Source organism: Methylophaga sp. UBA5088, assembly GCF_002414625.1.
GTDB lineage: Bacteria > Pseudomonadota > Gammaproteobacteria > Nitrosococcales > Methylophagaceae > Methylophaga > Methylophaga marina.
On sequence record NZ_DIAC01000068.1, the window covers coordinates 9,523 to 21,033 of the forward strand.

The following is an 11,511-nucleotide window of genomic DNA, read 5'->3' on the forward strand; positions in this document are numbered from 1 at the left end:
GGCCCTGAATGCCACGGATATTAGGATCAATCCCGCCACTGTTACGGGCATCGGCGCTGTAAACATTAAGCATGCCACTGAGCATATCGGCGGGTGATGAACCTTTGAATCGCTCTAACTCTTGTTTACCGACATAGGTGCTGGAGATGTTTTTATCAAATACATCGTTATAACCAATGGTGTCTTGGGTAAACAGCATCGTGTCACCCACAATGTCGATTTTTCCTAAATCCACACTGCTTTCATCTTCAGAAAGGCTGAGAGTGGGAACGGGTTCAATACGATAGCTGCCATCAGGCTGTTGGACGGCGGTTAGCCCCGTACCAGCCAGTAAGGTTTGCAGACCTTGATGTGCGGTATAGTCACCCACCAAGCCATTGCTGTGTTGATGATTGACCAAAGAGGAGTCAACATACAGGGCGATGCCCGCATTGAGGCCAAATTGACGTAAGACCTGGTCAAGGCTTCCTGCCGACAAAGAAAAAGACTGAACATCCGTGTTGCTGTCTTGTGCATAAACGTACTGGCTGACACCGGCAAACAGGCCAGTGGCAGCACACATATTAAGTGTGATGAATAAAGTGGGAAGTCGTAAAAAACGACGTAACGGCATGTTTCAGTTCCTTCAGTATTTATTAGTCAGTAAAAGTGGTTTGTACTTGTAATACCGAACGTGGAATGAAAACCCGTAATAATAATTATTCGCATTAACCGGTTGTTAGACGAGTTGATGTATATGAAGTGATTATCCATCTGTTTTAAAAGGGAAATTTAAGCGGGGTGATTAGCTGGAAAAGTCGCTAATGACACAAAAAATTAAGATGTTAAGGGTTTGATTGTGACCCAGTAGGGGGTGAAGTAACTGACTTTCACCGGCAAAATCTCACTGAGCTGTTCCAGTACTCGATCTGTATCTTGCACAGAAAAAATACCGGTAATCGTTAAACGTTTGAGTTCGGGGCTAACTCGAACAATACCTGTGCGATATCTCGCTAGTTGTTGCACAAATTCATTTAACGGCATATCTGCCACAGCGAGTTTACCTTGCTGCCATAAGTTAGAGGCAGGATCCGCCTGAAATGGCTGAGCGAGTTGCAGGGCTGAAAAGGTAACGCCTTCCCCAGCAGGAATAATAGTGTGTGAATTCGGTGTTTCTCTTGGTGTCATTCTGACTCGGCCTTCAAAGACCGTTAACTGTGTTTCTAACTCAGATTGCTGCACATTAAAACGTGTACCGAGCGGCTCTAGCAATCCATCTCGACTAACAATGGTGAGAGGGCGGGGATCTTTACCGGTATCAATCGCGATTTCACCGTAGTGCAATATGATTTTGCGTGTGTCGGCATCATAATCGACATCAACTTTGCTATCCGTATTCAGCGCTAACGTTGTGCCATCCGTCAGTTGCCAATGACGAATCTCGCCCTTTGCCGTGGCATATCGCGTGCCAGGCACGGATAAAGGCTGCCAGTGCTGAACACCCATTGCACCCACCCCCACGCCAATACCGACGACGGTGAGCAGTTGACGACGACTCATACCCTGGCGATGCTGTAATACTTGACTACCAACTCGTCTGTCGGGCACAGCATTGAATTGCTGCTGAAGATTAACAACTTGTTGCCATGCTTTTTGATGGATAGGATCTGCATCAAGCCAGTCTTGAAAGGCCTGCTTATCCTGCTCAGACACATCATCTGCCCAGAGCCTTGCCGCCCAGACGCAGGCTTGATTGATAGGATCTGAATTCGTCAGTGCTTGAGTCATAAAGCACGGTCTCTTGGAACAACCGTCACCCAATAACGTGTGCGAGACTGAATAGACACGGGCAGCGCTTGTGCCATTTGTTGCAAGGCTTTATCGGTATCATTAAGTGGAAAAACGCCACTGACTTTGAGATCAGCAACCGTTGCATCACAGCGTAAAGTGCCGGAACGATAGCGTGATAACTCATGAATAAATTCAGACACGGGCATTTGCTCTGCTACCAGCTTATGCTGAGTCCAACTGGTGATGGCAGGGTCCGCTTTAACGGCTTCTGCTAACTCAAGCTGATTAAACCGAATCCTTTCGCCAGCATTTAAGGTGAGTTTTTGTTGTGCATGATGGATCAACACGCTGTCCTGAACAACGGTGACCTCGGTTGAATCGGCATTTTGTCGGACATTAAATTGTGTGCCCAGGGCCTCAATTTTCCCTTGATCTGTCACCACAATAAATGGCTGACCAGCAAACTCAGCTGCATGACCCGTGGTAATAAACACTTCACCGTGTTTGAGATGAATCAGACGTTGTTTGCCATTAAACTCAACATCAATAGCCGTATCGGTATTGAGTCTAAGATGACTGCCATCGGCTAACTGCACAGCACGCGTTTCACCGATACCAGTGCTGTAATCAGACATCGCCTGTTGCCAGAGTTGTGTTTTTTGCAGGCCATAACCCACACTGGCAGAGCCGATGAATATTCCCACCCATTGTAAAAACTGACGACGACTGCTGGTCGGTGTTGCAGTGAGTAAGTTACTGTTGGCAGCATGTTCTGGGAGGCGATCAAAACTTTCAGCCATGGACGTTAAAATTTGCCAGGCTTTTTCATGCTCCGGGTTTTGCTGACGCCAGTGTTCACAAGCTTGTTTATCCTCCGGGCTGACATCATCTGCCCAGAGCCTGGCCATCCACGCGGCAGCTGTGTCGATGATATCGGGCTGTGGATATGAAGAAGAACTCATGTTGATGCTTTCAAACTATGGAGATAACAGGCTGTTAATGCCTTGGCTACATACTTTTCTACAGAAGACACAGACACATTCATCTTCGTGGCAATCTCTTTGTAACTCAGGCCATCCAGCTTTCTCATCAAAAAAGCCTGACGCACATGCGTAGGTAAGGCTTGCAGCATCTGGTCAATTTCCAACAAGGTTTCTACCACAATATGTTGGGTTTCTGCGCTGGGTGCTTCCTGCTCCGGCAATAAACGAACAGTCTCAAGATAAGCGCTTTCAATTTGCCGACGACGAAATAAATCAATCATCAGGCTTTTGGCGATACGTGTCAGATAGCGTCGCGGCTGATCATCTGTTGGCAATGAGTTAGAAAGTATCACTTTGAGGTAAGTATCGTGAGCGATATCAGCGGCACTGTGTTCACATCCCAAACGACCACGCAGCCAGCGATGTAACCAGCTATGGTGCTCACGATATAAGGTGTCGATATTGTGTTGAGACATGAGTGGAAAACAATGACTTACATTTGATAATGAGATACATTATCGTTTAAAGGTCGCCTGATCAAGTTTTTTTACGTTTCGCTTTTCTGGTGATGACTCTCCTCAAAGTGTCATGGAAAGCATGTCTTTAAATGGAAAAGTTATTTATTTTCAGTCTGTTAAAAATTATTTCATCAATACTGAAAAAAACATTACGGATTTGCTTTGTTCAATCGAAGTACAGGTAAAGACACTTTATTCACTATGAGGTTGATATGTCCTACCTGAAAACATCGCGTCCACATCGACACGTATTTAAAACCTTGCCTCTCAGCATGATGATGGCTGTGGCTATTGGTTCAGCTGTTGTTGCTACACCTTTCCAAGTTCATGCTGAAAACGTTCAGACCACTACACAGGCCTTTAATATTCCGGCGGGGCCGCTTGATCAAGTGCTAAATCGTTTTGCTTTGGCTGCGAATATCGATCTGTCAGTGAACTCACAAATCACAGCCAATAAACGCAGTCGTGGTCTGGATTCCACTGTTGATGTGCAAATGGGATTACAGCGCTTGTTATCACCGCATGGCCTGGTCGCCGTTAAAACATCAGCGACCAGCTATACCGTTAAACAAATTACAGACAGTTCAGAAGACGGTGTAGATTTACCTGTGGTCAACATTGATGCTGATGGCATGAGAGAAACTGCCATAAGTCCAGTGGATGGCTATTTAGCCACACGTAGTGCCTCAGCCACCAAAACCGATACACCACTGATTGAAACGCCTCGCTCTGTGACGGTGGTCACAGCGGATCAAATCAAAGATCGTAAAGTGCAAACCGTTGAAGATGCTGTAGCGTATGCTGCTGGTGTGCAGATTGGTGGTTCGGGGTATGACCCACGCTTTGATCAGATTACGATTCGTGGATATGAGGTGACGACCAATGCCGATTACCGTGATGGTTTACGTCAAACCAATACCGGCTGGTTATCGTATTTCAGAACAGAACCGTATGGTTTGGAACGTATTGAAGTCGTGAAAGGACCTGACTCTGTTTTATTCGGGCAGATCAGCCCGGGTGGTTTGGTCAACCGCGTGAGTAAGCGCCCCACAGCAGAAACTATTCGTGAAGTGGAGGTTCAGGCAGGTACTGATGATCACTACCAAGGCCAGTTTGATTTTGCCGGTAAATTGGGTGACACCGATGAGTGGACTTATCGGGTAGTCGGCTTGGCGCGAAACAGTGATTCAGATATTCGGGGCGTGATTGATGATAATGTCTACTTCGCACCGTCTCTGACCTGGCGTCCTAATGACGATACCAGTCTGACATTGTTAGCTCAGCGTCAGCGTTATGAAACGGCAGGGTCTCCACGTCCATTTCAGCTACCTTCTGGTGAACTGACGGATTTCTGGTCGGGTGATGAAGACTTTGACAAGCTTTTGCAAACACAAACCTCTATTGGTTATGAGTTTGAACACCGTTTTAATGACACCTTCACTGTCAGACAAAATGCCAGATATAGCTATATTGACACGACTAATCAATACACAAGTTCATCCTTAGCGGCGGATAGTCATACCCTGAATCGCACAGCAATAGGTGTCTATGAAGATATGCATAACACTGCTATTGATACTGCTGTGGAAAGTCATTTTTCCACAGGTCAGCTGACGCATACATTACTCACCGGTTTGGATTTTTATCAGGTTAATAGTCGTGTGAAGTATGCCTATGGTGCTGCACCATCGATTGATATGTGGAACCCTGATTATCACCAATCCATTGCGAAACCGACTACATTGTATTCATTCGGTAATACCAAAACAGAAAACGAGCAGTTTGGTTTATATGTTCAAGATCAAATCAGCCTCGACAAATGGCGTGTGACTTTAGGACTGCGCCACGATTGGGTAGATAAAGATGCATACAACTACTTCAGCGGTATTTGGACAGACATAGATGATGAAAAAACCACGGGTAGTGCTGGTTTATTGTATGCATTCGATAACGGCATCAGCCCCTACATCAGTTATGCCACGTCATACATTGCACAGTTTAGTACCAATGCTTACGGCTCAAACTATAAACCAACCGAAGGTGAGCAGTGGGAAGCAGGAATAAAATATCAGCCGGTCGGCTATCAGAGTTTCTTCACGGCCAGCGTGTTTAACTTAGTTGAGAGCAACGTGCTGACACAAGATCCCAATGATATCAATAACAAGATTCAAAAAGGGCGAACGCCGTGTTCAAGGCTTGGAGTTAGAAGCCAATATGAACTTTGATTTTAGTCTGAATCTGGTCGCGAGCTATACCTACCAAGACGCCAAAATCACCGAAAGTAATGACGGTGATGAAGGGAATCAATTTACTGGTGTGCCAAGACATCTCGCTTCCTTCTGGGGTAACTATGATGTGACCCATGACCTGCAAGCTGGATTAGGTGTCCGTTATGTCGGCGAGTCATATAGTAATACCGAGAATACCGATAAAAATGAATCTTACTCGATTGTAGAAGCAAGAACGTCTTATAGTCTGGATCAGTGGGTGAGGGGAGCAACACTTGCCGTGAATGCCTCTAACTTGTTTGATAAAGAATATGAGGTGTGTGAAGCGGGCTACTGCTATCGAGGGATCGGTCGTAAGGTCATCGCCAGCTTTAATTACAACTGGTAAGTCTGATGTTGAGATTAAGACAGATACTTAAATTTCTCATCATCATATGCTGCTACCTGCCTTTGCAGGTAGTGGCTCAGTCCGTTTCATTACCTGCCACTGAGCAGTTCACACTGAAAAACAAAGCAGGGCAGGATTATCAGATTATGGTGAGTTTGCCTAAAAACCAAACGCCAGCTAAACCGATGCCGGTGCTATACATATTAGATGGTAACTCCGTGTTTGCTGCCTTTCATGATGCTAAGCGAATGGAATCAGACTATGCAGACACACTGATTGTGGCGGTGGCCTATCCCACCGATAAGCCGTTTGATTTTTATCGACGTTCTTATGACTTTTCACCACCTGTACCCAAAGAAGTGAATGACCCACCTCAAGGTGGGCAGGATGAATTTGTCGACTTCTTAAAAAACATCTTACAGCCCGAAATCGCTCGTCGTTATGACATTCACCAAGAACGGCAATCATTATATGGTCATTCTTTCGGTGGCATGTTCACACTCTATGCGATTTACACCCAGCCAACCTTATTCCAACATTACATCGTCTCCAGCCCCAGCTTGTGGTGGGCAAGCCGTTACCTTATAACGCATGAGAGAACCTTCATGAAACAAGTGAAAGCGGGTGAAGTATCACTCGTCGATAAAAGCCTGTATCTGCTGGTGGCAGAGGGCGATGACGTGCAGGAACGGCAGGATATTGAACTGCTGGCAGACCGAATGAAAGCCCTGTCGGCCTATGGTTTCCGAAGTGCCTATTACCTCCAAGAAGACGAAGATCATATGTCCTTACCCATCACCATTGCTCATCGTGTTTTACGACAAGCGTTTAATCCAAGGCTTCGTTAAGTCATTTGTTTGGTAACATCAGGTTATAAGCTGATTGATGGTAATAGCTGGCAGGACAGCCCGTAACGTAGATGATATCTTCATCAACTATGTCTTCTCCAAAATGGATGAGAATGTCTTCATTAATAGGGTTACAGATTTTTGACCACATTTTCTGGTGATGTGGCCACGACCGGAAAGCTAAGTTCTGTGGCTATTCTCTCGGCGCGATATTTTGCATCAGCTACAGATCTGCTATGTCTATCGTCGCCAAATTCTTGGTATTCAGCAGCGATCTCATACACCGTATCCGCTCCTAAATATTTACTTAGTGTAAGTAAGTGTGGCGTCAGGTGATTAGAGCCTTCTCTTATTCCACCTTTTTGAAAACCGAACTCTCCACTAGAGGTCACGATAATCAATGTCTTTCCAGAAAGTAGTGGCTGTAATGGGGAATCTCCTCGTGCGAGATCGAAATCAAACGTTTTGTCTATACGTACAATTTGATCGAACCATGCTTTTAGCTGAGCAGGCATGCCGTAGTTATACATGGGAGAAGATATCAAGATAATATCGGCTGCTACCACTTCAGCGATCAGTTTATCTGATAATGCCAGCGTCTCTTTCTGTGCTGGGGTCCTCTTTTCCTCAGGTGTAAACACAGCGCCAATCCAATCCTGAGTGATGAAGTCAGGAGGGTTTACGCCAACATCACGATAGGTATATTCATCTATAGGACGATTCTTTCTCCATGTATCAATAAATCGGATAGCAATATTTTTTGATATGGAGTTGTGATCTGGATTTGGGTTGGTAGTAGCTCTAACGCTCGAATCTACATGTAATAGTGTACTCATAGTGATGACCTTAGTTGATTAATGATAGGTACTATTCTGAGAGCCTTTCTAGCGTTGTACAAACGAAAAAGTTACACTAATAGATGATTTTAAATCATCTATTTAGTCAAGCGGCTAATGGTTTATTAGGAGGTTAAATTTGCAGGTATCGTTACAGGCGTTGAAAGCTTTTGAGTCGGCTGCGCGTCAAGGAAGCTTTAAGTTAGCTGCAGAAGAACTGGCATTGACACCGACAGCCATTTCTCACCACATTAGCAATCTGGAAAGTCGGTTAAATGTCAATTTGTTTCATCGACAGGGAAGGCGAATTTCACTCACAGAAACAGGCAAACTATTAGCGAGAGCAACCACGGACGGGTTTTTGAAAATTGATCATGCTCTGGAATACGTCGCAAAGGTTGGCACTACGGTCAGAGTGACAACTACATCATCATTAGCGGCTATGGTGTTGATTCCTTACCAGTATGAATTTGAACAAAACAACCCAGGTATTTCGATGGAGATATCGACTGGCGAATCACTCGATAATCAATCACATACTATTCCCATTCGGTTCGGTGATATTTCAACTGTTGAAGATTTTGATGTCATTAGAACGGAGTCATTCGATATATTTGGTACTTATGGAGTCGCGCCTGCTTCTTGGTTTAATGAACCCATTACAGTGTATACAACGCAATGGAAGAATAAATCATTACCCAAGCCTCCATTAGACACTTGGTTGAAGGCAAATGGATTGGAAGGGGCCAATATTAAACTTAAAAAATTTGATCAAGAACTGTTCGGGATTCAGCAGGCTATGGCTGGAAATGGGCTAGTATTCTGTTCTACGACGCTCGCGAATAGATTGTTGAAATCTAATCTTCTACAACAATACAAAACGACACCCGTTCAGTCAGAACTTTGCTATTACATACCGAATAAGAATCATTTTCAAACTAGAAGTGCAGTCAGATTTATAAATTGGATTGAAGATATTTTGAATCAATAATTCGTACAAACAATCCTCAACTGATGATTTTAAATGCTGGGTGCTGAGAAAGTATGGAGCCGAATAATAAACGGTTTATTTAATATTTTTTTCATAAATACACTATTGGTGAGAAATCGGAGTTCATCATGAAAAATTTCGAAATCCGTAAACTTCTAGTCAGTGATGACAGCGAGGCTAGAGAACAGTTCGAGAGGGATATTTCTAATGAAATTGATGAGCTCTCAGATTTATTCGCTGACTCCTTACAGAATCTTAAAGAGTCTGATTGTGCTAAAGATGAGTCTACGAGAGCTGGAATAGTATCTGGATATCTACACTTGGCTATAGAGTCTGCTGTCACAGCAACACAATTACTTTCCTTAGGTCATATCGCGCCAGCCGGAAATTCTATGCGCATCTCCTATGAGTCTTTATGCATTGCAGCTCTGATGCGAAAGAATATTAAAGTTACCGTTTTAAATGGAAAATATAAGTTCGATTTCTACAATGACTTTATGGATAAGCGTCCTCATGCTAGAGCTGATAAAGTAGTTGCTCTAGTTCTTAAAAATAATAAGTTGCTTTCTATTTCAGACAAAGGTTGCGAGTTTCTGAAAGCAGCAAGAGATTTTTACAATGCCTACAGCCATGCCAGCCATTTGTTTGTTCACTCGAAAATAAAACCGTCAACAAAGCAAATGTATATCGCTGGTGGCTACGATTCTGAGAGAAAATCAGATTTTGAGAGCCAGCTTAAATATATAGTTACATATTGTAAAAACATTAAAACTTGGGTTACATCCATAGCCTACAACGTTCCTAGCTAGATAACTGAGGTGGCGACACACCTTATACTTCATCAATAGGTTAAGGTGTTTGATTTCAATAACTGGAGTCATGTCAAGAACTATTAAGACCAGCCTTGCGACACCGTGGCCGAATAGCGAAAAGTAAGGTATTTTTGTACTGACCCTAAATATTTAATCTGTTTCCCTGACTGAATTATAAAAGGAGTTGAAACGATGCCGGCACATAATATTTTTATCATCAGTGTGACACTACTGTTAGCGAGCATCGGCACCGTGCATGCAGACCTTTTTAATGTGGAATTACGTAAGGCTTATGCACAATGTAAAACAGCGCAAAAAGCATGTGAAACTATCTGCAAACAGGCTGTCATCGCAAGAAAGAAAGCTGCGGCTGATGCCGAAGATAAAACCCAACAATGCATTGCCGAGCATGGTCAGCAATTTCCCGAATCAGTCATCAAGCAGAAAAGTGAAGGAGCGTTGATAGATGGGTTCGCTTGGATGTCAGATGTCACTGGTACCTATATGCGACCAGGCCGAGGCCTATCATATATAGTTGATGCGCCAGGTAATCAAGACTGGGCAAAACATTGCAAGGGAGAAGCCAGAGTCAACCCTGAAAATGCTCAGCAGGTTAAAACCACATTAAGAAATTCACCCAGAGTCATCCCCAGAAAAACGATGGTGAAACTTAGCAAAATTCAATATTACACAGGCCGCGGCCAAACTAAATGCGTGTTTTCTAAAATTGAAGTATTGGAATAGATTCTGCAAAACTCAGTTAAGGCAGATGCTATAGGATCAGGGTGTTTGATTTTATCTTCAACAATATTCTTTTGCTGGTGAATAATAGCGATGAGGAGAAATAACTAATAGCATCAGTGAATTAATATCTGTACATTCCCAGTAAAACCCTATACTGTGTACTCAGCTCGAAAGTAAGACTTTTATTTATACTCTCCATCTCGTTGTTTTATTCGTAATTCCCCGTCCTGAAGTTTCTAGATTCCAGCTCGTTTTCACGCTATTCACGCCTCTAGAGGCATTTTTATATTTAAAATTCAGGTAATTATTATGTCAAACACAGTTAATGGAACAGTAAAGTGGTTTAACGAAGCGAAAGGTTTCGGTTTTATCGAACAAGAGTCTGGAGCAGACGTATTTGCCCATTTCAGTGCTATTACTAGCTCAGGTTTCAAAACCTTAGCAGAAGGCCAAAAAGTTGAGTTCACTGTAACTCAGGGCGCAAAAGGACCACAAGCTGAGAACATCGTAGCTGTATAAGCTCGTTCTCGGTCAAAAAAAAGGGCAAGTCCTCAAGGACTTGCCCTTTTTTTTGGAAGTTAAATTGTCTCATTTATTGCTTTGCCCATTATGGTCGCTTTTTCTACTATGTTTCGATCCGGTCTTACACATGATGTAGCTAAAAACTTTTAAGGTTATTTACTGAATCATTGTGGCGAGCTAAAATTAAATTATTATTGTTTTACGATAATTCTTTATTCCAAAAAAATAATTTATAGGTTAAAGTCAACACTCATTTAAAAGTTTGAAGGCTTGTGCTATGAAGAATAAAACCAACCAAGATCGTATTTCACATTTTAGTGCTCAACTAAAACGGCTATTAACCACTTTTATTATTCTAATTCCAACCCTTACACTCGCTTATTGGTTATTTTTTAATAGCTTGCAAGCTGCTGGTTTCGTCATTGAATTACCTGTTGAAATCACGACTGAAATTGATTTAATAACTCGATTGTTAGCTTTTTTGGTTTGTTTACTGCCGATCACTGTAGCGTTATATGCCGCTGTCCAATTGAGAAGACTCTTTAGTCTTTATCAGCAAGGCATCATCTTCTCTTATGACAATGTCATCTGCTTTAAGCGTATGGGATTAGCTTTACTGGCTTGGGTGATAGTAGGCACTATATCCGATACTTTGCTCAGCTTAGCTTTGACCATTCAAAACCCTGTTGGGGAACGATTACTCACCATAGGATTTGGCTCTTCTGAGATGACCACTTTAATTACTGGCTCTGTGATATTAGTGATTTCTTGGGTAATGAAAGAGGCTGTAGAAATGAAACACGAACAGGAATTTACCGTTTAATATGAGTATCGTTATTAACGTCGATGTGATGCTGGCCAAACGTAAGAT

13 protein-coding genes are annotated in these 11,511 nt (G+C 43.0%); 8 read left to right on the forward strand and 5 right to left on the reverse strand.

Annotated features, from left to right (window positions below; genetic code table 11):
* The 4 genes from B4K20_RS08635 to B4K20_RS08650 all read right to left on the reverse strand — a co-directional run.
* Positions 1-613, reverse strand: a 613-nt coding sequence (locus B4K20_RS08635) for a secretin and TonB N-terminal domain-containing protein (protein ID WP_289282587.1), incomplete at its 3' end; no start/stop codon positions are given.
* A 203-nt stretch (positions 614-816) separates the two neighbouring features.
* Positions 817-1,767, reverse strand: coding sequence for a FecR domain-containing protein (locus B4K20_RS08640; RefSeq protein WP_289282588.1), 951 nt, complete (start codon positions 1,765-1,767; stop codon positions 817-819).
* Positions 1,764-2,732 (reverse strand): FecR domain-containing protein, encoded by a 969-nt coding sequence (locus B4K20_RS08645; RefSeq protein ID WP_289282589.1) that lies wholly within the window; start codon positions 2,730-2,732, stop codon positions 1,764-1,766. Before B4K20_RS08645 ends, B4K20_RS08640 begins: the two co-directional genes overlap by 4 nt.
* Positions 2,729-3,229 carry a sigma-70 family RNA polymerase sigma factor gene (locus tag B4K20_RS08650; RefSeq protein ID WP_289282590.1) on the reverse strand — a complete coding sequence of 167 codons (501 nt, stop codon included), beginning with the start codon at positions 3,227-3,229 and terminating at the stop codon, positions 2,729-2,731. Before B4K20_RS08650 ends, B4K20_RS08645 begins: the two co-directional genes overlap by 4 nt.
* 254 nt (positions 3,230-3,483) lie before the next feature.
* Between B4K20_RS08650 and B4K20_RS08655 the strand changes: the two genes are divergently transcribed.
* The 3 genes from B4K20_RS08655 to B4K20_RS08665 are packed head-to-tail and all read left to right on the forward strand — an operon-like array spanning position 3,484 to position 6,735.
* On the forward strand, positions 3,484-5,496 hold the full coding sequence (locus B4K20_RS08655; RefSeq protein WP_289282591.1) for a TonB-dependent siderophore receptor: 2,013 nt from the start codon (positions 3,484-3,486) through the stop codon (positions 5,494-5,496).
* Positions 5,486-5,887: a TonB-dependent receptor domain-containing protein gene (locus B4K20_RS08660; RefSeq protein WP_289282592.1), complete on the forward strand. Its 402-nt coding sequence runs from the start codon at positions 5,486-5,488 to the stop codon at positions 5,885-5,887. Before B4K20_RS08655 ends, B4K20_RS08660 begins: the two co-directional genes overlap by 11 nt.
* A 5-nt stretch (positions 5,888-5,892) precedes the next feature.
* The gene (locus tag B4K20_RS08665) at positions 5,893-6,735 is read left to right on the forward strand and encodes an alpha/beta hydrolase (protein WP_289282593.1); all 843 of its coding nucleotides are present in this window, start codon (positions 5,893-5,895) and stop codon (positions 6,733-6,735) included.
* A gap of 131 nt (positions 6,736-6,866) precedes the next feature.
* On the opposite strand, the gene B4K20_RS08670 is transcribed toward B4K20_RS08665, so the two are convergent.
* On the reverse strand, positions 6,867-7,571 hold the full coding sequence (locus tag B4K20_RS08670) for an FMN-dependent NADH-azoreductase (RefSeq protein ID WP_289282594.1): 705 nt from the start codon (positions 7,569-7,571) through the stop codon (positions 6,867-6,869).
* A 139-nt stretch (positions 7,572-7,710) separates the two neighbouring features.
* On the opposite strand from B4K20_RS08670, the gene B4K20_RS08675 reads away from it, so the two are divergent.
* The 5 genes from B4K20_RS08675 to B4K20_RS08695 all read left to right on the forward strand — a co-directional run bounded on the left by B4K20_RS08675 (position 7,711) and on the right by B4K20_RS08695 (position 11,463).
* Positions 7,711-8,562 carry a LysR family transcriptional regulator gene (locus B4K20_RS08675; protein ID WP_289282595.1) on the forward strand — a complete coding sequence of 284 codons (852 nt, stop codon included), beginning with the start codon at positions 7,711-7,713 and terminating at the stop codon, positions 8,560-8,562.
* 128 nt (positions 8,563-8,690) lie between these two features.
* Positions 8,691-9,371, forward strand: coding sequence for a hypothetical protein (locus B4K20_RS08680; RefSeq protein WP_289282596.1), 681 nt, complete (start codon positions 8,691-8,693; stop codon positions 9,369-9,371).
* Positions 9,372-9,566: 195 nt separating this feature from the next.
* A complete protein-coding gene (locus tag B4K20_RS08685; RefSeq protein WP_289282597.1) occupies positions 9,567-10,118 on the forward strand; it encodes a hypothetical protein in 552 nt (183 codons plus the stop codon).
* A 309-nt stretch (positions 10,119-10,427) separates the two neighbouring features.
* On the forward strand, positions 10,428-10,637 hold the full coding sequence (locus tag B4K20_RS08690) for a cold-shock protein (protein WP_284723449.1): 210 nt from the start codon (positions 10,428-10,430) through the stop codon (positions 10,635-10,637).
* 280 nt (positions 10,638-10,917) lie between these two features.
* Complete coding sequence (locus B4K20_RS08695) at positions 10,918-11,463, forward strand: DUF2975 domain-containing protein (protein WP_289282598.1); 546 nt, start codon at positions 10,918-10,920, stop codon at positions 11,461-11,463.
* Positions 11,464-11,511: the final 48 nt, after the last annotated feature.

What these genes read in the sequence shown, in the direction of transcription:
- B4K20_RS08640 (WP_289282588.1), bottom strand. Translation starts at nt 1,767, where the DNA reads ATGACTCAAGCACTGACGAATTCAGATCCTATCAATCAAGCCTGCGTC.
- B4K20_RS08645 (WP_289282589.1), bottom strand. Translation starts at nt 2,732, where the DNA reads ATGAGTTCTTCTTCATATCCACAGCCCGATATCATCGACACAGCTGCC.
- B4K20_RS08650 (WP_289282590.1), bottom strand. Translation starts at nt 3,229, where the DNA reads ATGTCTCAACACAATATCGACACCTTATATCGTGAGCACCATAGCTGG.
- B4K20_RS08655 (WP_289282591.1), top strand. Translation starts at nt 3,484, where the DNA reads ATGTCCTACCTGAAAACATCGCGTCCACATCGACACGTATTTAAAACC.
- B4K20_RS08660 (WP_289282592.1), top strand. Translation starts at nt 5,486, where the DNA reads ATGAACTTTGATTTTAGTCTGAATCTGGTCGCGAGCTATACCTACCAA.
- B4K20_RS08665 (WP_289282593.1), top strand. Translation starts at nt 5,893, where the DNA reads ATGTTGAGATTAAGACAGATACTTAAATTTCTCATCATCATATGCTGC.
- B4K20_RS08670 (WP_289282594.1), bottom strand. Translation starts at nt 7,571, where the DNA reads ATGAGTACACTATTACATGTAGATTCGAGCGTTAGAGCTACTACCAAC.
- B4K20_RS08680 (WP_289282596.1), top strand. Translation starts at nt 8,691, where the DNA reads ATGAAAAATTTCGAAATCCGTAAACTTCTAGTCAGTGATGACAGCGAG.
- B4K20_RS08685 (WP_289282597.1), top strand. Translation starts at nt 9,567, where the DNA reads ATGCCGGCACATAATATTTTTATCATCAGTGTGACACTACTGTTAGCG.
- B4K20_RS08690 (WP_284723449.1), top strand. Translation starts at nt 10,428, where the DNA reads ATGTCAAACACAGTTAATGGAACAGTAAAGTGGTTTAACGAAGCGAAA.
- B4K20_RS08695 (WP_289282598.1), top strand. Translation starts at nt 10,918, where the DNA reads ATGAAGAATAAAACCAACCAAGATCGTATTTCACATTTTAGTGCTCAA.